This is a genomic window from Amycolatopsis stemonae (assembly GCF_054781455.1).
Window position 1 is genome coordinate 232,046 of record NZ_BAAGUJ010000006.1, and the last position, 22,048, is coordinate 254,093.

The following is a 22,048-nucleotide window of genomic DNA, read 5'->3' on the forward strand; positions in this document are numbered from 1 at the left end:
TCATTCCGCAGGCGCCACGAACCCGCCGACGACGTCCGCGGCGAGCTCCGCGAACGTGATCGCCGTGTCGTCTTCGCGCGCCGGCCCGACCACCTGAAGCCCGGCGTCCCCGAGCGGCGCGCTCACGGCCGGCAGCCCGGGCAGCGACGCCTGCGCGATCCAGAACACCTGGTCCTCGTAGCGGTCCCGGTCGTCGTGGCGCGGCGCCGTCGTGAAGACCGTCGGGCAGAGGAAGACGTCGACTTCGGTGAAGTACCGGGCCCACGCCGCCGTCAACGCGAGCCGCCGCTGTTCCTCCTCGTCCGCGCGCGCCGGGGCTTGCGCGGCCAAGAACCACTCGACCTGGAAGCCGAACGCCTCGACCTGGGCCACCGGGTCGACGTCGTCCGGGCCGCCCTCGCGGACGTCGAGCCCGGCCGATGCCAGCGCGTCGACGGCGTCCGAGAACGCCTTGCCGACGTCGGACGTCACCGGGCAGGCCGGATCGTCGAGGACGACGCCGACGCGGAAGCCGGTGACCTTCGACCGTCGCGAGCGCTTCATCGCGCCGCCCGTGACGCTCAGCGCGAGCCGCAGGTCGGCGGCCGAGCGGGCGAGGGGCCCGACGGCCGACGGGAACTCGCGGCTGAGCGGTGTCGCCGGTCCTGGCGGCTGGAAACCCCGCAGTGACACGGTTCCCGGCGTCGGCTTGAGGCCGTAGACGCCGCAGTAGGCCGCCGGGATCCGGATCGACCCGGCCAGGTCCGAGCCGTACTCCACAAAGGACAGCCCGGCCGCGAGCGCCGCCGCGGCACCGCCACTCGAACCGCCGGGTGTGCGGGTGCGGTCCCTCGGGTTGAGCGTCCGCCCGTACACCGGGTTGGCGGTCTGGCCGAAGTCCGCGAGCATGCGGTGGACGTTCGACTTGCCGACGACGATCGCGCCCGCGTCCCGCAGCCGCCGGACGACCTCGGCGTCTTCCCCGGCGACGGCGTGCGCGAACGCGGGCTCGCCCCAGGTCGTGGCCATCCCGGCGACGGCGAAGGCGTCCTTGATCGTCATCGGGACGCCGTGCAGGGGCCCGCCGGTCGTCGCGTCGGCCTTCGACGCGGCTGCCAGCGCGAACTCGCGCCGGGTCGCGACGACGGCGTTGACGTCGGAGGCGTCTATGCGGGCGAAGAGCCCTTCGGTCAGTTCGCGGGACGACAGCGTGCCCCGGCGGATCTCGGCGGCCACCTCGGTGGCGGTGCGGAAGAACGTCATGCGTCCGGGATACGGCCTGACACGGTGTCAGGGTCAACACGACGACCCGGTACCGGCGCGCGACGTCGACGAGCAAACCCGGCTGCTCGCCTTCCTTAGCCGCCGGGGGTGGGCCGTGGTTTCCGTTTCGGGCTCCGGTGGTAACCAGCGGTAACGGCCGTCCGGTCCGCGGACGGCGTGGCGGAGGGAGACCGATGCCGACCGCAGCCCGCATGACCGCACCTCCGGTGCCCGCCGAGCCGGTCCCGCCGGACCCGGTCCCGCCGGATCCGGGATCGCCCGGCCCGGGGCCGGACCAGCCTTCGCCGGAGCCCGGTGTCCCCGTTCCGGACCCGCTTCCGCCGGAGCCGCAGCCCGAACCCGAACGACACTGAGTATGAACCACAGATCATATGAGTTTCATATGAACTGGTGTACGGTCGGGGCATGACAACAGCGCAGAGCTACCGGCGGATGGTCAACGCCGGCAACAAGATCGTCGTGGGCCTCCAGCGGCTCGGGGTGGCGTTCGGCCCGATGCAGCTGCTCACGGTGCCCGGCCGGCGGACGGGCGTCCCGCGCACGTTCCCCATCGCGGTCATCCCGATCGACGGCGAGCGGTACATCTTCCAGGCCTACCCGAAGGCGGCCTGGGTGGCGAACGCCCGGGCGGCGGCCGAGGTGACGCTCACCCGCGGCCGCCGCACGAAAGCCGCCCGCCTGACCGAAGTTCCGGTGGAGGAGCGGCGTCCCCTGCTGCACGAGCTGGTCGCGAGCAGTCCGGCGAGCGTGGGGAAACGCCTGGTGACAACGGGGCTCGCGGAAGCGGCCACCCCGGAAGCGGCCGCGGCCGCGGCGGAGCGCATCGCGGTGTTCCGCATCGACCCGGCCTGACCCGGCACGGTTCGTAGGAGACCTACCGAAGCGACAGCCAGGTCAGGCCGCCCGGCACCGGGCCGACAACAGCTCGAGCCCGGCGCCGGAAAGCCGTTCCAGTGCCGCCTCGCGGCCGGTCATCGCCATCACCAGCGCCAGCATCGGGCCGGTCACCTCGGGGCCACTGCCGGCCGACCACTCGGCGTCGTCCGCTCGGAGCGTCAGCCCGGACACCCGGTTCTTCGCGCCGATCAGCAGGTTGGACCGGCGGTAGAACTCGGCGACGCGGACCAGCGTCGCGGTCGGGAACGCGCGGTCGAGCCCGAGCGGCCACCGGATGTCCGTGCCGTGCACGACGACCTCGCCGAGCCACGAATCGGCCGGGCCCGGCGGGCCGGTGCTGTCGTCGGCGTGGGCGCGCAGCTCGGCGAGCGTCGCCTCCGGGCCGGCCGCGGTCTCGCGGGCGATGTTCTTCGTCGTCATCGAGGTGAACCGGAACCCGGCGCCGGCCAGCCGGGCGAAGAACGCCGGCGGGGTCAGCTTCGCCGTCGAAACGAGGTGCCCGAGTACATCGTGGACCGTCCACTCGCGACACAGCGAGGGCCTCGACCAGGTTTCTGCGGGGAGGCCGGCGAGGTCGTCGGCAAGGGCCGCGCGCTCGCGGTGGATCTCGGGCCAGGGACCGGAACCCGGCATCGGACCTCCTCGGGCCGATCGGGATCGGCGATCCCGATGCACGCAGGTCGTCGGCGATGCCCAGAGCGTTACAGCCGGTCAGCCCGACGTCAATTCGACGTCACGCTCGAACGCCTGCAGCACTTGCTCGGCGGCGGCGCGGGCCGCCACGCCCGGGTGAATCGTGCGCTCGCCGTCCGGCTGCGTTGCCGGCGCGCCGGCGAGCAGTTCCACCAGCGCGACGGCGAGCTCGCGCACCTTGACGTTGAACTGCTGGCTTGCCCGCCGCAGCGTCTCCCAGGCCTCCTCGGGGTCGCACCGGCGCAGCGCGATGACGATCCCCTTCGCCTCCTCCAGCGCCGCCCGCGACTGCAGGAGGTCCAGCATCTGCCCGGTCCCGTCCATTTCCGCGACGGCCAGCGCCGCGGCGGCCAGCTTTGCGTAGCGCTGCAACACCTTCAGCGTCTCTTCGGTGGCAGGGCGGCGGAGCGTCATGGACAGCACCGCGCCGCCCACGTCGCACGCCGCGGCGCCGCGGATGCGCGACCAGTCCACGTCGGAGTGTCGCTCGGCCAGAGCGTCCACGGTGAGCGACGGCCAGCGTTCGTCGGCGAAGACGTCGGCCGTGACGACCGGCTCGCCCGTGCCGGCCGCGACCAGGACCGGGCCGCCGAGCCCGTCCAGCTGGGCCGGGACGAAGGCGGCCGAGAGCCCGCGAGCGGCGGCGACGCGCGGCTTTCCGCCGTGGTACGGGGAAAGGGCCGCGCCGACCGCGTCGGGAACGTCGGCGGTGATCCGGTCCAGCAGCTCTTCGAGCAACGCGGTCACGGGCGCGCGGACGTTCGCCGGGGGTCTTTCGGAGGACACCTGCTCTCCCCGTCACAGTCCGCGGAGGAGCACGCCGGCCGGGATCATCGGGTTCACCATCGGGCTGCACCTCCAGGGGACGGGACGACACTGGTGTGAACACGCGTTCCTGTTCTAGCATGTCATCCGAATGACGACAAGTGTCAGGTCATCGAAAGGATGACGAATGCACCATATGGACCCCGCGGACGGGTTACGCCGGATTCACGAGGTGATCGCGGCCGCTCGCACTGGCACCGCCGGCCGGAACCAGCTGCTGGACGCGCTGGGCGGCCTCCGCGTGCTGCGGGAGGAGCTGGCCGGCTGGGAACCGGAGCTGATCACCGCGGCGCGCGCGGCGGGCGCCAGCTGGGTGGCGCTGGCCCCGGCGCTGGGCGTCGCGAGCCGTCAAGCGGCCGAACGCCGGTACCTGCGGCTTCAGCCGTCGGGCACGGGCGAGACGACGGGCGAGGCCCGGGTCGACGCGGAGCGCGACCGCCGCGCGGGTGACCGGGCGGTCGCCGACTGGGCGCGGCGCAACTCCGCGATCCTGCGCCGCCTGGCCGGGCGGGTGAGCGAGCTCGACGGGCTGGGCCCGGCGGCCCAGGAGAACGCGGACCGGCTCAGCGCGGCCCTGGGTGACGACGACCCGGCGACGCTGCTCCCGCCGCTGGCGGCGGCCCGGACGCACCTCACCGGCGACCACGGCGGGCTGGCCGACCGGCTGGGCGAGATCGCCGACGAGACCGACCGGCTCCGCCGCGCCGCGGCCGGCAACCGCCGTCCCAAGGGGAGTGTCTGAGACCGCCCGAGAACGGGTACGCCGCGTTCATGGACGAGCACGACGAGATTCCCGACCGGACGGAGACCCGCGCCGAACTGCTGCCCGAGGAGCAGGCGGCCGACAGCGCCGACCCCGAGGGCCAGGCCCGCGAGGTGCTGCGCGAGTCCGACCGCCGCACCGAGGCTCCCGAGCCCACGATGCGGCGCCGCCCGGAGGAAACGGCCTAGCCGGCCGAAACCGACGTCAAGGGTGCTTCCGCCGGCCGCCCACCCCGCAGCCACAGCACGGCGACCAGCCCGAGCGCGGCCACGACGGCGAAGAAGTAGAAACCCCACGGGTAGGCGACGCCGGCGGTGACCAGTGCGCCGGTGACGAACGGCCCGAGGATCGAGCCGAGCCGTCCCACCGCGGACGTCAGGCCGAGCGCTGTACCCCGGGCCTGCGCGGGGAACGCCTGCGCGACGTACCCGTAGATCAGTACCTGCGCGGAGAACACGAACACGCCGGTGAGCAGCACGACCGCGTTGAGCACGAACGCGTTCCCGATCTTGAGACTCAGCGCCGCGAGCAGCACCGCCCCCGCCCCGAACCAGATCCGGGCGATCGGCCGGATGCCGAACCGGTCGGCGATCGTGCCGGCCAGCACCAGCCCGAGCACCGCGCCGATGTTGAGCACGAGCAGCAGCGTGATCGACGTCGAGATCGGGTAGCCCGCGGTGCGCATCAGCTGGGGCAGCCAGGTGTTGAGCCCGTAGACCAGCAGCAGTCCCATGAACGAGCCGGTCCACACCGCGATGCTGATCCGCCGGAACCGGGTGCCCAGCAGGTCGCGGAGCCCGACGCGCTCGGCGTCTTCGCGAGCGGCGAGGTAGGCGGCCGATTCGGGCAGGCGCCACCACATCAGCGGCACGGCCAGCAGCCCGACGACGCCGCCGCCGTAGAACAGCCAGTGCCAGTCGTCCTTCACCGCCAGGGCCAGGATCGACGTCAGCACGGCGCCGACGTGGTAGCCGGTCATGGTGAACGTGCTCGCGCTGGCGCGGCGGCTCGCGGGCAGGTTCTCCGACATCACCGTGAGCGCCACCGGCATGCACGCGCCGAGGCCGAGGCCGGCGGCGAACCGGAAGACCCCGAACGTCGCGACGTTCGGCGCCAGCGGGGTGAGCAACGTGAAGAGCGAGAACAGCAGCACCGAGCCGATGAGCATGCCGCGCCGGCCGAACCGGTCGGTGACCGGGCCGAGGAACGCGGCGCCGACGGCGACCCCGACGAGCGAGACCGTGGCGACCAGCGTCGCGCCGGCCGCGGTGAAGCCGAGGTAGTGGCTCTTCAGCAGGGTCGGGATGGTGGCGCCGAGGGCGACCAGGTCGTAGCCCTCGAGCAGGACGGTCAGCCAGCAGAGGACCGCCGTCCACATCGGACGGGCGGGAGACGTCGTCATTGCCGTGCTCCTTAGAAGGGGTAGCCCGCGATGTCCGCGCGGACGGTCAGCCACTGGGTCTCGGTGAAGGCCTCGATGTTGGCCTGCGCGCCGCCGAAGCGGGAGCCGTTGCCGGAGTCGCCGACGCCGCCGAACGGGGCGGTGGGCTCGTCGCCGACGGTCTGCTCGTTGATGTGCACCTTGCCCGAGCGGACCTCGTCGGCCAGCGTCATCGCGGTGCCGACGTCGCCGAGGATGCCGACCGACAGGCCGTACTCGGAGTCGTTGACGATCCGCGCGGCCTCGTCCAGATCGCGGTAGGCGCGCACCGGCGCGACCGGGCCGAAGATCTCTTCGCGCCACGCGGGGTTCTCCTCGGACAGTCCGAAGAGGACAGTCGGCGGGTAGAACGGCGCGTCCGGCTTGCCACCGGCCACCACCTGGGCGCCGGCCGCGACACCGCGGTCGACGACGTCGGTGACGTGCGCGAGCTGCCGGTCGTCGATGATCGGGCCGAGCGCGACCTCCTCGGTGGCCGGGTTGCCGACGGGGAGCCGCCGCGCCTTCTCCGCCAGGGCCTCGACGTATTCGTCCACTTGGGACTCGTGCACCAGGTGGCGGCCGGTGGTCATGCAGATCTGGCCCTGGTGCAGGAACGAGCCGAACGCGCCGGCGGAGGCGGCCTTGGCGACGTCGGCGCCCGGCAGCACGACGAGCGCGTTGTTCCCGCCGAGCTCCAGGTGGACCCGCTTGAGCGCCCGCGCGGCGGCTTCGCCGACCTTGCGCCCGGCCGCCGTCGAGCCGGTGAACGACACGACCGACACCTCCGGCGCGTCGACCACCGCGGCGCCGACGCCGGCGTCGCCGGGCAGCAGGTGCAGCAGGCCGTCCGGCAGTCCGGCCTCTTCGAAGACGCGCACGATGCTCACCCCACCGGACACCGCCGTGCGCAGGTCCGGCTTGAGCAGCACGGCGTTGCCGAGCGCGAGGGCCGGCGCGACCGACCGGATCGCCAGGATCAGCGGGAAGTTGAACGGTGAGATCACCGAAACCACGCCGGCCGGGACGCGCCGGGCGAGCGACCAGCGCGGTTCACCGGTGCTCAGCACCTCGCCGCGCGGGTGGGTCGGCAGGGCCGCGGCTTCGAAGCAGATCCCGGCCGCCATCTCCGTCTCGATCCCGGCCTTCGGGCGCGTCGAACCGGCTTCGCGCACGATCCAGTCCTGCACCTCGGCGGCATGGGCCTCCCACAGCTCGCCGGCGCGGCGCAGCACCGCGGCGCGCTCGGCGGGCTTGCGCCGGGCCCAGTCGCGCTGGGCCTCCGCGGCGGCGCGGGCCGCGGCGGCGACGTCGTCCGGAGTCGCGACGCCGACGCGGCCCAGGGTTTCTCCGGTGGCCGGTTCGACGACCGGGTGGGTCCCGCCGGTGCCGCGGGTGAACTCGTCTTCGAGCAGGGTCATGATCACTCCGGTGTGGTCGGTTCCGTGTCGACCTGGAGCAGCCGCGGGCCGTCCGAGGTCGTCTTGAGTTCGGTGCGCAGGTGGTCGAGGTCGGTGACGGCGGTCGCGGGGACGCCGTAACCGGCCGCGATGGCCGTGAAGTCGAGGCCCGGGATCTCGGTGCCCGGCACGTCCGGCGTGCCGAGCAGCTCGCCGAACCACCGCAGCGCGCCGTAGACGCCGTTGCGGAGGATCACGAACGTCACCGGGACGCGGTAGTGCGCCGCGGTCCACAGCGCCGTGATGCCGTAGTTGGCCGAGCCGTCGCCGATCACGCCGACCACCGGGCGGTCCGGGCTGCCCATCGCCACGCCGACCGCGGCGGGCAGGCCGAAGCCGAGCCCGCCGGCCGCGGGGAAGAAGTACGAGCCCTCGCGGCGCAGGTCCATCTGCCGCCACCACGCCGAGTTCGTCGACGTCGATTCGACGACGTACCGGGTGTCGTCCGGTTGCGTGTCGCGGAGGGCGGCGAAGACCTGCTCCGGGTGCAGCGCGTGGTCGCCGGTCTTGGGCTCCGGGTTCTCGAGGTGGCCGCCTGCCGCCGTCCGGGCGGGCACCTTGGCGAGGAGCGCCTCGATCACCGGCGCCGGGTCGGCGACCAGCGCCTCGCCCATGGGCGCGCGGGCCGCCGCGCCGAAGTCGTCGGTCACCTGCACCAGCCGCGTCCCCTCCGGCAGGTACGCGCCGGGAACGTACTGGTGGTACCGGAAGACGGGCGCGCCGAGGACGAGCACGAGGTCGTGGCCGGTCAGCGCGGCCGAGACGGGCGCGATCCCGGCCGGCAGCACGCCGCGGAAGAGCCGGTGCCGGTTGGGGAAGGGCAGCCGGTGTGGCGACGGCGCCACCCAGGTCGGCAGGCCGAGGTGCTCGGCGAGGGCGACGGCCCGGTCGAACAGGCCGAGGGTGGCGAGGTCGCCGCCGAGGACGAGCGCGGGGTTCTTCGCCGCGGCAACGGCGTCGGCGAGGTCGTCGAGCTGCGTCCCGGACGGCGTCAGTCCTCTTTGGACGTTTCGGTCCAGCGTGACGGCCGCGGTGGCGTCCAGTTCGGCGGCCCAGTCGTCGTAGGGCACCGACAGGTAGGTCGGGCGCCGGTGCAGCTCGGCCTCGAAGACGGCCTGCGCGAGCGACCGCGGCACGTCGCCGGCGCAGCTCGGCTCGCCGGACCAGCCGACGAGCGGGCGCATCAGCTGCGTCGCGTCGACGTTGGCGAGCATCGCCTCCATGCCGATGGCCGCGCGCACCTGCTGGCCGGCGGTGAGGACCAGGGGAGAGCGCGAGTAGACGGCGTTGGTCAGCGCGCCCACCGCGTTGCCCGAGCCGGCCGCGGCGTGCAGGTTGACCAGCACCGGGCGGCCGGTCGCCTGGGCGTACCCGTCGGCCATCCCGACGACGGCGCCCTCGTGCAGGCCGAGGACGTAGCGGAAGTCCCGGGGGAGCCCGGTGAGGAACGGCAGCTCGTTCGACCCGGGGTTGCCGAAGATCGTGGTCAGGCCACGGCGGTCCAGGAACTCGTGGGCGAGCCGGCGGGCGGTGGGCATGCGCGGGTCCTCCTCGTGCGGGTTGGCCCAGACCCTAAGGAGCGCACCCGTCTGTGTTCCAATAAATGTTGACTCAGGCGTTCATAGATGGGATCGATGATGCGCGACTTCGACCTGAACCTGGTCCGCACGTTCGTGCTGCTCTACGAGACGCGCAGCGTGACCGCGACGGCCGAGTCCCTGCACGTCACCCAGCCGACGACCAGCTACAGCCTGCAGAAACTGCGGCGCCGGTTCTCCGACGAGCTCTTCCGCCGCACCGGCGGCGGCCTGGTGCCCACGACCACGGCCCGCGCGCTCTACGAACCCCTGCACAGCGCGTTGTCGGGCATCGAAACGGCGGTCAGCGGCGCGTGGACGTTCGACCCGTCGACGGCCCGGGCGGCGTTCACGCTCTGCCTGTCCGACCTGGGGGAGATCTCGCTGCTGCCGCGCCTGATGGCGGCGCTGCCCGCCCGGGCGCCCGGCGTGACGCTGACCGTCCGGCCGCTCGACGTCGACCGCGCGGCCGACCAGCTGGGCCGCGGCGAGATCGACGCGTTCATCGCGTCCCCGCTGATCAGTTCCCAGCGCGTCGCGCGGGTCCCGCTGTTCTCGGAGGGCTACCTGGGGATGGTCGCGCTCGACCACCCGCGGCTGGGGGCGCAGGTCTCGTTCGACGAGCTGGCGGCGGAGCGGCACGTGACGGTGTTCGGCCCGACCGGCCACGACGGCCCCCGCCGCGCCCTGGAGGGCCGCGGGCTGCTGGACCGGGTGGTCCTGGAGGTGACCCGCTTCGCGGCCCTGCCGTACCTGGTCCAGGACGGTGAGCTGGTGGCGATGGTGCCGCGCCTGGTGGCGGAGGTGTTCGCGGCCGAGCACCGGGTGCGGCTGTTCGAGCTGCCCATGGACGTCGAGCCGGCGCAGGTGTCGGTGTACACGCGCCACACGCACGCGCGCAGCCCCGCGCAGCAGTGGCTGGTGACATTCATGCGCGAAGTGCTCGGCTGATTTAACACACATTTTTCCTCGCGCCCATTTCACGCCGAAAGATCTGGGCCGAACGTGTAGTGCTTCGTGCCGAACGGATCCCGCGCTGCCTAATGTCGGTCACGGTCCTGACACCCGAGCTAGGGAGGAATCCGGTGAGGCTCGTCCGCCTGGTCAAGAAAGCGCTTCCCAAGAAGAGCCTGAAGGCGTACGCCTGGTACGGCTGGATCTGATCGCGCGGCCGGTCCCGGTGACCGGGACCGGCCCGTTCCCCCCGGAGGAGTGCCGAACGTGGTCATGGCCCCCGCCCACCGCGAGGTCGTCTTCGCGCCCCGCCTGGAAAACCTGCTGCGTGACCACGGTGACGGCGGCCTGTTCCGGCTCGAACCGGACACCGTCGGGATCGCGGACCCGGAGCTGATGGACGCCGTCCTGCGCGCCCGCCCGGCCAACGCCGAAGAACGGCCGACCTTCAAGCCGGTGCTGGGCCGCGCGGTGACCCGCGCCGAATCGGCCTCGCTGATGCAGGCACTCGGCGCCGACGTCCGGGCCGCCTTGAAGCGGCCTGCCGACACACCCGACCTCACCGGTGCGTGGCCGGCCGTGCCGCACGACTACCTGCGCCGGTTCGTCTTCGGGCCCGAGACGCGCCGGTTCCGCGTGCTCGTCGACCGCCGCCTGGAGCTGACGCCGAAGCTGACCTGGTCGGCCGTCGCCGCCGGGGCCGCGCTGGCCCGCCGTCCGGCGCCGGACGCCGAGCTGTCGACGCTCGCCCGGCAGGTCCTGGCCGCCGAGACCCTGGCCGAACGGCGCTTCCGGATGTACCTCTACCGCCGCGTCGCCGCGCCGATCTGCTTCACCGTCGCCGCGCTGGTGACCAACGCCGTGTGGCTCGGCGCGCCGTTCGACGACGACGTCCCGAACGAGCACGTCCTGAACGAAGCACTCCGGCTGCTGCCGCCGTCGTGGAACGTCCTGCGCGTGCGTTCGCCGGAGTACGCGGAGGTCGACGCCCGCATCACCGCGGGCGACGACGTCCTGCTGCTGCCGCTGCTGAGCCACCGGTCGCCGAAGCTCTGGGACGCCCCGGCCGAGTGGCGCCCGCGGCGCTGGACCGGGCTCGACGCCGACCGCCACCCGGGTTACCTGCCGTTCGGGCACGCCAGTGAGCGCTGCTGGGGCCGGCACCTGGTGCTGCCGCTGGCGAGCCGCCTGCTCGACGTCGTCCGGGCCGAAGGGCTGGTGCCCGACCCGCGCCGCACCCGCGCGCACGTCGAGCTCGACGGCCTGCTGGAGCTGGCCGACGTGAAGGTCGTCAGGTCGCGTCGCAGCGGGAGCCGTTGAGGGTGAACCCGCCGGGCTGCGGGTTCCCGCGGTCGAAGGCGCCGTTCAAGCCGGTCGTGACGGTCGCGCCCGGCGCGAGGGTGGTGTTCCACGACTCCGCGGTCACGGTGACCCGGGCGCCGCTCTGGTCGTAGCGGCCGTCCCAGCCGTGGGTGACCCGCTGGCCCGCGGGGAACGTCCAGGTGAGCGTCCACGGCGAAAGCGTCGCGGTGCCCTTGTTGGTGATGGCGACCTCGGCGGTGAAGCCGTCGTTCCACTGGTCCTGCACGGTGAACCGGACCGCGCACGTCGCGGCCTTCGGCGGCTCGGTCGTGGCCGGCGGTGGCGGCGCGGCCGACGACGTCTGCCGCAGCACGGTCGGGATCGGCGTCGGGCTCGGCCGGGCCGAGGTGGGCGTCGGCGGCCGCGGGGTCGTCGCGGGCGCGAGCGAGTCCGGGAGCACGGCCGCCTGCCGTCCGGGGGAGCTCTCGGACGTGACCGCGATGAGCACCAGGCTGCCCAGCACCACGACGGCGCCGGCGAACGCCGAGAACCACCGGATCCGCCGTCCCGCGCGTTGCTGGTCCGCCGCGGCTTCGCGGGCCCGTTGCTCGAGCCGCTCCCGGTAGCCGTCGCCGGTGTCTTCCTCGCGAACCGGCCCGGTTTCGGCAGGCCCGCCGAGCGATCGCGGCGTCGCCCCGGTCTCCCGGAGCAGCTCGGCGACGGAGATCTCGTCGTCCCGCCGCCGATCGGCGCGCGCCATCCGGAACCTCCCGTTCTGCGGCCCGACCGGCGAATCCTAGGAATCCGCGGCGGTCTTGTAAACCGCGTGCACGGCGCGTGCACCCGGCGTGCACAAGACGCAGACACCGCCGCGGTTACCTGGAGCCGTGGCCGGAGCAGCCGGCCCGGAATCCAGGAGGGAACCGATGTCCGACAAGAAGATCATCGCCGTCGTCGGCGCGACCGGGCAGCAGGGCGGCGGGGTGGCCCGCGCGATCCTCGACGACCCGGACGGCCGCTTCGCGCTCCGCGCGCTCACCCGCAACCCGGACTCCGCGGCCGCGCGCGAGCTCGCCGCCCGGGGCGCCGAAGTCGTGTCCGCCGACCTGGACGACGAAGCGAGCCTGACGAAGGCGTTCGAAGGCGCGTACGGCGCGTACCTGGTCACGGCGTTCTGGGAGTACAACTCCGTCGAGCGCGAGCAGCAGCAGGCCCGCGCGATGGCCGCGGCCGCTAAGACCGCCGGGCTGCGGCACGTGATCTGGTCGACCCTGCCCGACACCCGCCTGCACCTGCGCGACGACCGCGTGCCGACGCTGCACGAGCACTACAAGGTCCCGCACTTCGACAGCAAAGCCGAGGCCGAGGCGTTCTTCGTCGAGGCGGGCGTGCCGGCGACGTTCCTCTCGACGACCTTCTACTTCGAGGCCTTCGCGGACTTCTTCCGCCCGGTCCGCGACGAGGACGGCGTCCTCGCGCTGCACCTGCCGATGGCGGCCGGCCGCCTGCCGGGCATCGCCGCCGAAGACATCGGGCGGACCGCGTTCGGCGTCTTCGCGCAGGGCCCGTCCCTGGTCGGCGAGACGATCAGCATCTCCGGCGAGAACCTGACCGGCGAGGAGTACGCGGCGGCGTTCGCGAAGGAGCTCGGCACCGAGGTCGTCTACCGGCCGCTGGACGTCGAGGCGGTGCGCTCGTCCGGCGCACCCGGCGCCGACGACCTGGCGAACATGTTCTTCTACTACGCCGAGCACGAAAGCGCGTTCGCCGGCGCGCGCGACCCGGAGGCGGTGCGGAAGCTGAACCCGCGGCTGCAGGACTTCGCGACCTGGCTCGCCGCGCACCGAGACGCCTTCAAGGGGCTGTGATGCAGTTCGGGATCTTCGGGGTCGGGGACATCGCCCCCGACCCCGTGACGGGGCGGGCGCCGACCGAGCACGAGCGCATCAAGCGCATGGTCGAGACGGCCGTCCGCGCCGAGGAAGCCGGCCTCGACGTCTACGCGACGGGGGAGCACCACAACCCGCCGTTCGTGCCGTCGTCGCCGACCACGCTCCTGGGGTTCGTCGCGGCGCGCACGAGCCGGATCACGCTGTCGACGTCGACGACGCTGATCACCACGAACGACCCGGTGAAGATCGCCGAGGACTACGCGATGCTGCAGCACCTCGCGGACGGCCGGCTCGACCTGATGCTCGGCCGCGGCAACACCGGGCCGGTATACCCGTGGTTCGGCAAGGACATCCGCGACGGGATCGCCCTGGCCGTCGAGAACTACGCGCTGCTGCGGCGGCTGTGGCGTGAGGAGGTCGTGGACTGGTCGGGCCGGTTCCGGACGCCGTTGCAGGGGTTCACCTCGACGCCCCGGCCGCTGGACGGCGTGCCGCCGTTCGTCTGGCACGGGTCGATCCGCAGCCCGCAGATCGCCGAGCAGGCGGCCTTCTACGGCGACGGCTTCTTCCACAACAACATCTTCTGGCCGCCCGAGCACACCCGGCGGATGATCGCGGTGTACCGCGAACGGTTCGAGCACCACGGCCACGGCCCGGCCGACCGGGCGATCGTCGGTCTCGGCGGCCAGGTGTTCATGCGGCGCCGCTCCCAGGACGCGATCGCCGAGTTCCGGCCGTACTTCGACCACTCGCCGATCTACGGCCACGGGCCGTCGCTCGAGGAGACGATGGCGCAGACGCCGCTGGCGGTCGGCAGCCCGCAGCAGGTCATCGACCGCACGCTGCGCTTCCGCGAGGACTTCGGCGACTACCAGCGCCAGCTGTTCAACGTCGACGGCATGGGCCTGCCGCACGCGGCGGCCCTGGACCAGATCGACCTGCTGGGCGCGGAGGTGGTCCCGGTGCTGCGGAAGGAGTTCGAGCGGCTGCGCCCGGCGCACGTCCCGGCCGGCCCGCCGGAATAGCCGTCCCCGGTGGCGGGTTGCGCTGTGCGTGACCGATGCGATGCGGTTCGAAGTGCTGGGCCCGGTCCGCGCGTGGCGCGGCGACGCCGAGGTCGAGCTGGGCCCGCCCCAGCAACGCGCGGCACTGGCGGCGTTGCTCCTGCAGGAGGGCACCCCGCTGTCCCCGGCCCAGCTGGTCTCGACCCTGTGGAGCGGCACCGAACCGAGGGCGGCGGCCGGCATGGTCCGCTCGTACGTGTCCCGTCTGCGCCACGCGGGCGTCCCGATCGAGTCGGTCGGCGGCGGCTACGCCCTGCGCGTCGACGCCTTGGACGTCACGGAGTTCCAGCGCCTGGCTACCACCGGCACGGCTTCTTCCCTGCGCGAGGCCCTGCAGCTGTGGCACGGGACCCCACTGGCAGGCCTGAACGGCTTCGAGGCGGAGCGCGTCCGCCTGGAGCAGTTGCGCCTGACGGCCCGCGAGAACCTGGCCGCCGCGGACATCGAGGCGGGCAGGCCCGCGATCACCGAGCTGACGGACCTGATCACCGAACACCCACTGCGCGAACGTCCCCGCGAGCTGCTGATGCTGGCGCTGTACCGCGCAGGACGCCAAGCCGAGGCCCTGGAAGTCTTCGCGGAGACGCAGCGCCTGCTGGAGGCGGAGCTGGGCCTGTACCCCGGCCCCGAGCTGCGGGAGATGCAACGCCGCATCCTCACGGCCGACCCGTCCTTGACACCGGTGGCGCGCCCGACCCAGCTACCCCCGGACCTCCCGGAGTTCGTCGGCCGCACATCGGAGACGGCGACCCTCTCCGCAGCCCTTTCGCCGTCCGCAGCCCGAGTCCCGGTGGTGGGCATCGAGGGCCTGGCGGCAATCGGCAAGACGACGCTGGCCGTCCACATCGGCCACGGCGTGGCGGCGGCTTTCCCGGACGGCCTGCTGTTCCTGGACCTGTCGGCGTCGGCGGACCCGCTGTCGGAGCTGCTGCGGGGGATAGGGGTGCACAGCCTCCCAGAGTCCCCGAGCGAGCGCGCGGCGCTGTGGCGAACCCGCACGTCAACGCTCAGCCTGCTGACCGTCCTGGACAACGCCCGCACCGCCGACGAGGTAGCCCCCTTGCTCCCGTCCGCGGGCGGTTCAGCCGTACTGATCACAGCCCGCCGCCGCCTGTACGGCCTGTCACACGCCCACTGGACCAAACTGAGCGGCCTGAGCGTCCCGGACTCCCTAACCCTGCTGGGCCACCTGATCGGCCCGGCCCGGGTGGCGGCCGAGCCGGCGGAGACGCGAGAACTGGCCACCCGGACGGCAGGCTTCCCCCAGGTGGTCCAGGCGGTAGGAGCGCGCCTGGCATCCCGCCCGGACTGGACGATGGCGACGGCCCTGCAGCGCCTGGGCCGCCCGGCCCCGGGCGCCCCGGTGACACCCCCGGAGTGCGGCGCGATCGAGAAGCCGTACGAGTCGGTCCTGGCCGAGCTGACCCCACCCCAGGCCCGAGCGTTCAGCACCCTGGCCTGGGCCGACCCGGACTTCTCGGTGGCATCGGCCTCCGAGACCCTAAGCCTCCCCTTGACCGACACGGCAATGCTGCTGGAGTCCCTGGTGGACGCCCACCTGCTGGAACCAGCAGGCCCAGACCACTACGGCTACCAGGAGCCCCTGCGCACCTTCGCCCGCGGCCAAGCAGCTGAATCGATGCAGAACAGCTGATCATCCCAGACCCCGAAGGCATCGGATCCAGACCCCCCTGAACAAGGCCGACGGGGCGCCGTATACTCTTTCTTCAGCAGGTCCGAGTGGCGGAATGGCAGACGCGCTAGCTTGAGGTGCTAGTGCCCTTAACGGGCGTGGGGGTTCAAGTCCCCCCTCGGACACACACGTTACCCACACGGGGAGAGGCAGTCACAGTGACTGCCTCTTTTTTGTTGTCGTAGACCACCTGTAAGCCCAGGTCGCGGTAGACCTGCGTGATCCTCTCCGAGCTGCGCGAGTTGAGGTGCCTGGCGACGTCGCCGAGCTGGTCCAGCATCGCGTACACCTCCGCCACGTCGACCGCCTGTGTATCCGGTAGGTGCTTCAGCTCCTCCAACGCGGCCTGCCGCTCAGCCTGTGCGCGCTTCATCGGCTCGACGAAGTTGACGGGGTCCACGCCCGCCTCAATAGCCGCAAGGTGCCGCCGTAGCTTCTCCTCGGCACCCTTCAGCCGCTTTTCCGCATTGGCTCGACGGCCGTCCACCCGGCCGTCCTGCGACCCGGTGAGCAGCCGTACCGTCTCGTCGCGGTTGTCCGGGGCGAAGACCTGGCTCAGCCACTCGTTGATCGGCGGGACTACGACGTCCTCTCGCAGGTTCACCGTCTTCGGGTGATCGGCCAGCGCCGCCGATCCCGGCGTCATCGTTCGTGCGATGCACCGGTAGTAGACGCCCTTCCGGATAGCCGCACCCTGCATCTTTCGGGCGCAGATTTCGCAGCGCACCAGCCCCTTCAACAGGTACGTGTGCTTGGTGGCTGCGCGATTCCGTTCGAGCTTGGCAATGCCGGGCAGTCCGCCGGCCGCACGGGATCGGCGCATCAACTGCGCCTGCGTGAACGTCTCGACAGAAACAATCTCCGGGTGAGCAGGTCGCCGCGACCGAACAACGCGATCCGGCGCCGCCCGCTTGAACCGCACAACATGCCCCGCCCCGACGTCATCCGGATTCAGGAGCGTCTCGTGCTTGGTCCAGCGTCCGAAGATCGCGTACCCGGTGTACCGCGGATTCTCCAGAATGGACCGGACGGTGCTCCCTTGCCAGCCATCGGCGAGCCGGTGCCGGTTCTGCTCGGGCCGGCGTTCGGAAGGGCAGGGCACTCCGTCTTCATTGAGCCCCTTCGCGATCGCTCGATCGCCGACGCCTTCCATGTACTCGGCGAATATCCGCTGGACCACCTCGGCCGCGTCGGGATCGATGGCCAGTACGCGCAGCCGGAACCCCTCAGCGGCCTTTCGGGGATTCGGGTGTGGACCGCCGTCAACGACAACGTAGCCGTATGGCGCCCGGCCGCCCTGGTGTCGCCCTTCGTTGACAACCTGTGCGTCCATCGCGGCGCGGACGCGAGCCTGGACGTGCTGGCGTTCTGACTCGCTCATTCCACCGAGCACGCTCATGAGCATCTTGTGCGACGGGTTCCGCGCGTCGTACTTCCCGCCCAGTTCCGGCACCCACAGGTCGACGCCGTACGCGGCGAACCGGGGCGCGATGAGTGAGAACTGGTTGCCGAACCAACAGCGCGTGCCCTCGCCGACCACAACGGCGTTCCACGTCCGCCGCGGGTTCTTCAGTTCGGCGAGCAGCCGCGCAGCCTCGTCTCGACGCTCCCAGGGGACCGACCGCGACTGCCCAATGTCGAAGTATTCGGCGACCACCCGGCCGCCCAGCGGCTCGACGAACTTCCGAGCGTTCCCGAACTGCCAACCGCGAGAGGTCTCCGGGTCCTGGTTGTCTTCCGTCGAGCACCGGCCGTAGGCAGCGAGTTCACCGATCCCGTCGTCGACCGGCTCGGCCACCTCAAGGCCAAGGATGTCGTCCAGCGTCGACCACGGGTCGTTGCTGATTTCAGCCGTCACGGTTCCTCCTCTGCCGGTCCGTCCAGCACCGGCACCTTGGTAAGCTCGATCAGAACGGCCAGTAGTCCGCGTGCTACGGCTGGCGTCAACTCTGGCAATCCCGCAGGTAGGATAACCCGGATCGGTCGATCCTCGGAGTGAGTGGCGCTCATGACCGACCTTCCTGCCCGGTCAATTCGCCGCCTTCCTTCGCGCGGTCGATTGCGCTCCTGATTTCAGCCGTCCGGTACCCGCGAACCTGCCGAGTCTCGCCGTCCTCGCCGGTCACGCGGTCTCGCGTCGGCCGGCATCCCACCTCGGCCATCTGCTGCGCGAACGTCCGGGAGTCGACCTCCAGGACGTCCAGTAACTCGGCTGTCGGCACGAAGTCTCGGCCGTCCGGCCCGAGGTCGTCCTCCAAGTAGTCGACGAGCGACGCGAGCACCTCGGGTAGTTCGCCAGACGACTCAGCTGCGTGACCTGCACCGATTGCCTTGACCGCGGCCGCGTGGTCGAGCACCGGCATGGTGTCTTGCCCGGCCGCGTGCCCGGTGAGTGTCCCGGCTGCCTCGCGTAGCGTCCGGCCCTGCTCGCAGATGGTCCGCCAGTCCTCGTTCGGCATGTAGTAGGTCCGAACCGTCATGGCCAGCACATCGGCGCCGGCCGACGTGTCGCCGTCCGGCCGAAGGATGCCCACTCCTTTGTGCGAGGGCAGCAGCCGACTGGAGTCGAACCCACGCGTGTTCATCTGCTCGCCAAGCACGATGTTCGAGTCGCGCCAATCCATCACCCGCAGCGCGAACCGCGAGCCGAGCACTGCCCGTAACCCCGACGGGATCGTCTTCGAGTCCGGCCGCTGCGTGGCGAGCACCAGGACGATCCCAGCGGCCGGCCCCTTCTTCGCCAGCCGCGTCAACAGCTCGCCGACGTACTCACCCGCGGTGAGCTTCTTGCCTTGCACGTCGACGGGGGTGCGATCCTCCAGAGGAACCTGAACCTCATCGATGAAAATGGCCGTGATCGGCATGTCCAGCGCCTTGTCGCGGGACATCTCCGGCGTGACCTTCGATTCCGGACACGTGAGGTCGTCCAGGTCGCGCATCCGCCGAAACCGCGTCTGAACCTCGCCGACCAGCTCAATCAGCCAGTCCACAAGCGCCAGAACGTGTTCGGGTTCGTCGCCGGACATGAACCGATGCGCCACCAATCCGGCCGCGTCCCAGTCCTTTCCGGCCTTGAAGTCCGCCACGTACAGCCGCACCCAGGCGTCCAGGATGAGCCCGGCCGCCGCGAGCCGGGCGGCGAAGGTCTTGCCCTGCCGGGGAATGGCCCCGACCAGCAGGGACGTCCACACCAGCGGCAGGTCAATCCGCCGGTCCCGCGCATCCCGTCCGAACGGGATCGGCCGCCACGCGTCCCACTGCGTCACGCCGAGCAGCGGCGTCCGCAACGGCGGCGAGGCGTACGGGTCCTCATCAGCGACCCACATCGACACTCGCCCGGCGTGTCCGCCGTTGCCCCGGACGCGCTCCACAATGAGCTGTACCTCATCGACGGCAAGCGCCGATGCGAGCGCGTCCCGGTTCTTCACCACGTCGGCCGCCTTGCGGGTGGCGGGGAGATCGACGGTGACGGCCCAGCCGTCTCCGACGCGCGTCGCACGTTCGACGAGCCGCAGCGTCTCGTCCTTGCCGATCAGCTTCGCATCGCGGAACGCGTCCACCAGGACCTGCGGGTCCATCGTCCACGTCAACGTCCGTGGCCCGGCGAGCGCTGGCTTACGGCCAGGACTGCCGTCCTTCCTTCGCCCGAGGATCGCGAGCGCCACTGAGGCAGCGGCGCCGCAGATCCACAAAGGATCGGTTCCGTACACGAGATCGACGATGGCGACCGCCACAGCCGTCACGACCACGACAGCGCCGGTGACCTTCCACCGGAACAACGTCAGCGCCCGAATCTCGGTGAACTTGTCGGCAAGCTTCTCGGACTCCTCGGCGGCCGTCCGGTAATCCCGGACGGTCACCCAGCCCCGCCACCACCGCGCGCCGACCACGACGCCACGCACAACCGCACCCAGGAACCGCAAGGGCGATAGCACCAGCCACACCACGGCATCCTTCAGCGCTTGCCTCGCCTGAGGCTTGCTCTTGAGCCACAACGGGACTCGCGGCGAGTGCAGCCACCACAACACGAAGCGATTCCTCTTCGGCGCGCGCGGGCGCGGCTGCGGCAACGTGTCGTCGATCAGTTCGCCGTCGAGCACAGGATCGGCCTTGACCGGCAGTGAGTCAGTCATGGGCCACCTCTGCCCGTAGTGCCCGCGCCAGCCGGGGTGACAGGCCACGTGAGCACCCGGTTGCCCGCCGCACCCATGCCGGCGTGATCTCGACGTCCGGCGTCCACATCTCCCGAGCAATGGTGAGGTAGTCGGCGAACAGCACGCGCCGCCCGCCGGTCTCCTGCTGAACGGGGCGCCGTTCAGCAGCCACCAGCACGGCATCGGTGAGCTTGTCCCGCAGGTCGGTGATCGCCTCGACAGCGACGAACACGACGAGCGGCGGCACCGAGTGCAGCACGATCGAGGCGGCTTCCCCGGCCGCGAACGACGTCCAGGTGTTCATGACGTACGTAGCCGCGAGCGTGAACCACTTCGCCCGCCGCACCCACACGCCCGTCTTGACCTGGTACCGCGCGGTGACCTGCTCCGCCCGCAGGATCGCCAGCAGGACGAGCGAGACGGTCGGGTCCAGCACCCACGCGGCTAGCCACGGCAGCGACCCCGGCCGGGTGCCGGCCGACGCGAAGCCCTGCACGTTGGTCATCGTGAAGGCCAGCCCGAGCACGATCCCGGACCAGCACATCCAGTCGACCTGCCGCCGCACGCGCTCGATCCGCAGCGCGACGACGTCCGGATCGGTCTGATAGGCGCGCACCTCCGCGGCTTCGGCCGCGTCCTGCGCGAGCCGTTGCGCCCGGTTCATCGCCGACCACCCCGCTTCGAGGTATCGACGGTGGTCACGGTCATGGCACGGGTCAGCGCGTAGGACGCGAACAGCGCGGGCAGTCCGAGTACGACGAACAGCAGCCACGGGCTACCCGGATGAGCGATCACCACCCACTGGACCGCGACGATCAGCCCGGCATTGAACAGCACGCGCCCGGCCAGCGAGACGAGCCGCGCTCCAGACCGGGCAGCTTCCGCTGCGGCCTTCGCCCGGCGAGCACCAGCCCGCCAGACCCAGAACAGGACGATCAGCACGCCTACACCGGCGAGGATCTGCGTGGGCGTCACGGTGAGTCCGTTCATCGTGCACCCCGCTCGAAGCGCTCGCCGCGACGCAGCCAGTGCGGGTGCAGCGCGCGCCGGTCGTCGTCGGTCATCGCGCCCCAGACGCCGACCGTTTGGACGCCGGCCGTCCGAAGCTCCAGTTCAAGGCACTCGTCCTGGACCGGGCAGCCGCCGCACAGCAGCTTGGCGAACTCGCGGTCATCGCGAGCGTCCGGAGGGACGGCCTCCGACGGCGTCATGCAGGCTCCATCGCTGGTCACGACGTCGCGTAGGACATCGGCGGGCACCCACCGCAGGTGATCGAGCCGCCATGCGATGCCGATCAGCCAGAGGTCGTCGGCTTCCATGCCGCACCTCCGTCCTGAAGCGCCTTGGCCAGCTCGATGGACGAGACGCGCAGGCCCGAGCGGCACAGGGTGGCGCGGAGCATGCCAGTCCGGATCGCCCGGCTGACGGTGTTGCGGGAGACGCCGAGAATCCACGCGGACTCGGGAATGGTGTGAAAGGTCGTTTTGGTGTTCATGAGAGAACCATTCTGTTGATTTCAAGACTATGTTGTTGATTTCAGCTCTTCGTCGGACGTGTTTGTCCGACGCGCCGCAGGCAATGCGCTATGCGGCGCGGAGAAAGCTCGACGAACCGCTAATCTCGGCGCTGAGGCGGAGCGCGGAGGAATACGTGACGGAGGACTGGGCGGCAGTCGCCAAGGCCATCAACATGCGCGTGAACGAACTCGGCTGGCGACAACGCGAGCTGGCCGAGCGGTCGCACGTGTCGCAGGCGATCGTGCGCGAGCTCCAGCACCACACGGTGGAGCGTCGTCGGAGCGCGCGGACGCTTGAAGCCCTGTCGACGACGCTCGGCTGGCATCCGCAGCATCTGTTGGCCGTGCTGCAGAATCGCACACCGCCGCACCCGGACGAGCCGGCCGACGACGGTCATGAACTGTGGTCCCGGCTGGACGCGCTCGAACAGCGCCTGGCCGAGATCACCGACCGGCTGGAGGACGTCCAAACGAGCCTTGCGACCGTGGTCGAGCACGTGAAGCCGAAGCGTTAGTGACTGCGTGAGTGAGGTGTTTTTCATGCCTCTAATTCAAGGCCGGAACGGCGTCGCAAC

General features: G+C 71.5%; 23 protein-coding genes and 1 tRNA gene. 11 read left to right on the top strand and 13 right to left on the bottom strand.

Annotated elements, in window-relative coordinates; all coding sequences use genetic code 11:
- The gene (locus tag ACYVLJ_RS23800) at positions 1-1,242 is read right to left on the bottom strand and encodes an amidase (RefSeq protein ID WP_460440351.1); all 1,242 of its coding nucleotides are present in this window, start codon (positions 1,240-1,242) and stop codon (positions 1-3) included.
- Positions 1,243-1,668: 426 nt separating this feature from the next.
- On the opposite strand from ACYVLJ_RS23800, the gene ACYVLJ_RS23805 reads away from it, so the two are divergent.
- Positions 1,669-2,115, top strand: a complete 447-nt coding sequence (locus ACYVLJ_RS23805) for a nitroreductase/quinone reductase family protein (protein ID WP_451984715.1) — start codon at positions 1,669-1,671, stop codon at positions 2,113-2,115.
- A 42-nt stretch (positions 2,116-2,157) separates the two neighbouring features.
- Here ACYVLJ_RS23805 and ACYVLJ_RS23810 read toward each other — a convergent pair whose 3' ends face one another.
- Both ACYVLJ_RS23810 and ACYVLJ_RS23815 read right to left on the bottom strand, forming a co-directional pair.
- Positions 2,158-2,793, bottom strand: coding sequence for a maleylpyruvate isomerase family mycothiol-dependent enzyme (locus ACYVLJ_RS23810; protein ID WP_460440352.1), 636 nt, complete (start codon positions 2,791-2,793; stop codon positions 2,158-2,160).
- Positions 2,794-2,871: 78 nt separating this feature from the next.
- On the bottom strand, positions 2,872-3,639 hold the full coding sequence (locus tag ACYVLJ_RS23815) for an ANTAR domain-containing protein (RefSeq protein ID WP_460440353.1): 768 nt from the start codon (positions 3,637-3,639) through the stop codon (positions 2,872-2,874).
- Between the two features lie 166 nt (positions 3,640-3,805).
- On the opposite strand from ACYVLJ_RS23815, the gene ACYVLJ_RS23820 reads away from it, so the two are divergent.
- Positions 3,806-4,420: an HSP18 transcriptional regulator gene (locus tag ACYVLJ_RS23820; protein ID WP_460440354.1), complete on the top strand. Its 615-nt coding sequence runs from the start codon at positions 3,806-3,808 to the stop codon at positions 4,418-4,420.
- Between the two features lie 29 nt (positions 4,421-4,449).
- Complete coding sequence (locus ACYVLJ_RS23825; protein WP_460440355.1) at positions 4,450-4,629, top strand: hypothetical protein; 180 nt, start codon at positions 4,450-4,452, stop codon at positions 4,627-4,629.
- Here the strand turns inward: ACYVLJ_RS23825 and ACYVLJ_RS23830 are convergent.
- The 3 genes from ACYVLJ_RS23830 to mdlC are packed head-to-tail and all read right to left on the bottom strand — an operon-like array spanning position 4,626 to position 8,859.
- Entirely contained in the window at positions 4,626-5,843 is a 1,218-nt protein-coding gene (locus tag ACYVLJ_RS23830) for an MFS transporter (RefSeq protein WP_460440356.1), read from the bottom strand. The genes ACYVLJ_RS23825 and ACYVLJ_RS23830 overlap by 4 nt on opposite strands.
- An 11-nt stretch (positions 5,844-5,854) precedes the next feature.
- Entirely contained in the window at positions 5,855-7,282 is a 1,428-nt protein-coding gene (locus ACYVLJ_RS23835) for a benzaldehyde dehydrogenase (RefSeq protein WP_460440357.1), read from the bottom strand.
- 2 nt (positions 7,283-7,284) lie between these two features.
- Positions 7,285-8,859, bottom strand: coding sequence for a benzoylformate decarboxylase (gene mdlC, locus ACYVLJ_RS23840; RefSeq protein WP_460440358.1), 1,575 nt, complete (start codon positions 8,857-8,859; stop codon positions 7,285-7,287).
- 99 nt (positions 8,860-8,958) lie between these two features.
- On the opposite strand from mdlC, the gene ACYVLJ_RS23845 reads away from it, so the two are divergent.
- The 3 genes from ACYVLJ_RS23845 (at position 8,959) to ACYVLJ_RS23855 (ending at position 11,172) form a co-directional block, all read left to right on the top strand.
- Positions 8,959-9,849, top strand: coding sequence for a LysR family transcriptional regulator (locus tag ACYVLJ_RS23845; protein WP_460440359.1), 891 nt, complete (start codon positions 8,959-8,961; stop codon positions 9,847-9,849).
- A gap of 92 nt (positions 9,850-9,941) precedes the next feature.
- Positions 9,942-10,061 (top strand): tryptorubin family RiPP precursor, encoded by a 120-nt coding sequence (locus tag ACYVLJ_RS23850; RefSeq protein WP_451984699.1) that lies wholly within the window; start codon positions 9,942-9,944, stop codon positions 10,059-10,061.
- A gap of 64 nt (positions 10,062-10,125) precedes the next feature.
- On the top strand, positions 10,126-11,172 hold the full coding sequence (locus tag ACYVLJ_RS23855) for a cytochrome P450 family protein (protein ID WP_460440596.1): 1,047 nt from the start codon (positions 10,126-10,128) through the stop codon (positions 11,170-11,172).
- On the opposite strand, the gene ACYVLJ_RS23860 is transcribed toward ACYVLJ_RS23855, so the two are convergent.
- Positions 11,144-11,914 (bottom strand): cellulose-binding domain-containing protein, encoded by a 771-nt coding sequence (locus ACYVLJ_RS23860; RefSeq protein WP_460440360.1) that lies wholly within the window; start codon positions 11,912-11,914, stop codon positions 11,144-11,146. The genes ACYVLJ_RS23855 and ACYVLJ_RS23860 overlap by 29 nt on opposite strands.
- 166 nt (positions 11,915-12,080) lie before the next feature.
- Between ACYVLJ_RS23860 and ACYVLJ_RS23865 the strand changes: the two genes are divergently transcribed.
- From ACYVLJ_RS23865 to ACYVLJ_RS23880, 4 genes are all read left to right on the top strand, one after another.
- On the top strand, positions 12,081-13,022 hold the full coding sequence (locus ACYVLJ_RS23865) for an NmrA/HSCARG family protein (RefSeq protein ID WP_460440361.1): 942 nt from the start codon (positions 12,081-12,083) through the stop codon (positions 13,020-13,022).
- Positions 13,022-14,071, top strand: coding sequence for an LLM class oxidoreductase (locus ACYVLJ_RS23870; protein ID WP_460440362.1), 1,050 nt, complete (start codon positions 13,022-13,024; stop codon positions 14,069-14,071). Before ACYVLJ_RS23865 ends, ACYVLJ_RS23870 begins: the two co-directional genes overlap by 1 nt.
- A 28-nt stretch (positions 14,072-14,099) precedes the next feature.
- A complete protein-coding gene (locus ACYVLJ_RS23875; protein WP_460440363.1) occupies positions 14,100-15,764 on the top strand; it encodes an AfsR/SARP family transcriptional regulator in 1,665 nt (554 codons plus the stop codon).
- Between the two features lie 80 nt (positions 15,765-15,844).
- A tRNA-Leu gene (locus ACYVLJ_RS23880) sits at positions 15,845-15,928 on the top strand.
- Here the strand turns inward: ACYVLJ_RS23880 and ACYVLJ_RS23885 are convergent.
- From ACYVLJ_RS23885 to ACYVLJ_RS23910, 6 genes are all read right to left on the bottom strand, one after another.
- The gene (locus ACYVLJ_RS23885) at positions 15,910-17,661 is read right to left on the bottom strand and encodes a recombinase family protein (RefSeq protein ID WP_460440364.1); all 1,752 of its coding nucleotides are present in this window, start codon (positions 17,659-17,661) and stop codon (positions 15,910-15,912) included. The two genes, ACYVLJ_RS23880 and ACYVLJ_RS23885, sit on opposite strands and share 19 nt — an antisense overlap.
- Before the next feature lie 148 nt (positions 17,662-17,809).
- Entirely contained in the window at positions 17,810-19,936 is a 2,127-nt protein-coding gene (locus tag ACYVLJ_RS23890) for a cell division protein FtsK (protein WP_460440365.1), read from the bottom strand.
- Positions 19,929-20,621 carry a hypothetical protein gene (locus ACYVLJ_RS23895; protein WP_460440366.1) on the bottom strand — a complete coding sequence of 231 codons (693 nt, stop codon included), beginning with the start codon at positions 20,619-20,621 and terminating at the stop codon, positions 19,929-19,931. The genes ACYVLJ_RS23890 and ACYVLJ_RS23895 overlap by 8 nt, the downstream gene beginning before the upstream one ends.
- On the bottom strand, positions 20,618-20,947 hold the full coding sequence (locus ACYVLJ_RS23900) for a hypothetical protein (protein WP_460440367.1): 330 nt from the start codon (positions 20,945-20,947) through the stop codon (positions 20,618-20,620). Before ACYVLJ_RS23900 ends, ACYVLJ_RS23895 begins: the two co-directional genes overlap by 4 nt.
- Complete coding sequence (locus ACYVLJ_RS23905) at positions 20,944-21,276, bottom strand: WhiB family transcriptional regulator (protein ID WP_460440368.1); 333 nt, start codon at positions 21,274-21,276, stop codon at positions 20,944-20,946. The genes ACYVLJ_RS23900 and ACYVLJ_RS23905 overlap by 4 nt, the downstream gene beginning before the upstream one ends.
- Positions 21,252-21,452: a helix-turn-helix domain-containing protein gene (locus ACYVLJ_RS23910; protein WP_460440369.1), complete on the bottom strand. Its 201-nt coding sequence runs from the start codon at positions 21,450-21,452 to the stop codon at positions 21,252-21,254. Before ACYVLJ_RS23910 ends, ACYVLJ_RS23905 begins: the two co-directional genes overlap by 25 nt.
- 155 nt (positions 21,453-21,607) lie before the next feature.
- Here ACYVLJ_RS23910 and ACYVLJ_RS23915 point away from each other — a divergent pair, with 155 nt between their 5' ends.
- On the top strand, positions 21,608-21,988 hold the full coding sequence (locus ACYVLJ_RS23915; RefSeq protein ID WP_020640049.1) for a helix-turn-helix domain-containing protein: 381 nt from the start codon (positions 21,608-21,610) through the stop codon (positions 21,986-21,988).
- Positions 21,989-22,048: the final 60 nt, after the last annotated feature.

Excerpts from the sequence above, each read along its gene's own strand:
- ACYVLJ_RS23800 (WP_460440351.1), bottom strand. The coding sequence starts at position 1,242 with ATGACGTTCTTCCGCACCGCCACCGAGGTGGCCGCCGAGATCCGCCGG.
- ACYVLJ_RS23805 (WP_451984715.1), top strand. The coding sequence starts at position 1,669 with ATGACAACAGCGCAGAGCTACCGGCGGATGGTCAACGCCGGCAACAAG.
- ACYVLJ_RS23810 (WP_460440352.1), bottom strand. The coding sequence starts at position 2,793 with ATGCCGGGTTCCGGTCCCTGGCCCGAGATCCACCGCGAGCGCGCGGCC.
- ACYVLJ_RS23820 (WP_460440354.1), top strand. The coding sequence starts at position 3,806 with ATGCACCATATGGACCCCGCGGACGGGTTACGCCGGATTCACGAGGTG.
- ACYVLJ_RS23825 (WP_460440355.1), top strand. The coding sequence starts at position 4,450 with ATGGACGAGCACGACGAGATTCCCGACCGGACGGAGACCCGCGCCGAA.
- ACYVLJ_RS23830 (WP_460440356.1), bottom strand. The coding sequence starts at position 5,843 with ATGACGACGTCTCCCGCCCGTCCGATGTGGACGGCGGTCCTCTGCTGG.
- ACYVLJ_RS23835 (WP_460440357.1), bottom strand. The coding sequence starts at position 7,282 with ATGACCCTGCTCGAAGACGAGTTCACCCGCGGCACCGGCGGGACCCAC.
- mdlC (WP_460440358.1), bottom strand. The coding sequence starts at position 8,859 with ATGCCCACCGCCCGCCGGCTCGCCCACGAGTTCCTGGACCGCCGTGGC.
- ACYVLJ_RS23845 (WP_460440359.1), top strand. The coding sequence starts at position 8,959 with ATGCGCGACTTCGACCTGAACCTGGTCCGCACGTTCGTGCTGCTCTAC.
- ACYVLJ_RS23850 (WP_451984699.1), top strand. The coding sequence starts at position 9,942 with ATGTCGGTCACGGTCCTGACACCCGAGCTAGGGAGGAATCCGGTGAGG.
- ACYVLJ_RS23855 (WP_460440596.1), top strand. The coding sequence starts at position 10,126 with ATGGCCCCCGCCCACCGCGAGGTCGTCTTCGCGCCCCGCCTGGAAAAC.
- ACYVLJ_RS23860 (WP_460440360.1), bottom strand. The coding sequence starts at position 11,914 with ATGGCGCGCGCCGATCGGCGGCGGGACGACGAGATCTCCGTCGCCGAG.
- ACYVLJ_RS23865 (WP_460440361.1), top strand. The coding sequence starts at position 12,081 with ATGTCCGACAAGAAGATCATCGCCGTCGTCGGCGCGACCGGGCAGCAG.
- ACYVLJ_RS23870 (WP_460440362.1), top strand. The coding sequence starts at position 13,022 with ATGCAGTTCGGGATCTTCGGGGTCGGGGACATCGCCCCCGACCCCGTG.
- ACYVLJ_RS23890 (WP_460440365.1), bottom strand. The coding sequence starts at position 19,936 with ATGACTGACTCACTGCCGGTCAAGGCCGATCCTGTGCTCGACGGCGAA.
- ACYVLJ_RS23895 (WP_460440366.1), bottom strand. The coding sequence starts at position 20,621 with ATGAACCGGGCGCAACGGCTCGCGCAGGACGCGGCCGAAGCCGCGGAG.
- ACYVLJ_RS23900 (WP_460440367.1), bottom strand. The coding sequence starts at position 20,947 with ATGAACGGACTCACCGTGACGCCCACGCAGATCCTCGCCGGTGTAGGC.
- ACYVLJ_RS23905 (WP_460440368.1), bottom strand. The coding sequence starts at position 21,276 with ATGGAAGCCGACGACCTCTGGCTGATCGGCATCGCATGGCGGCTCGAT.
- ACYVLJ_RS23910 (WP_460440369.1), bottom strand. The coding sequence starts at position 21,452 with ATGAACACCAAAACGACCTTTCACACCATTCCCGAGTCCGCGTGGATT.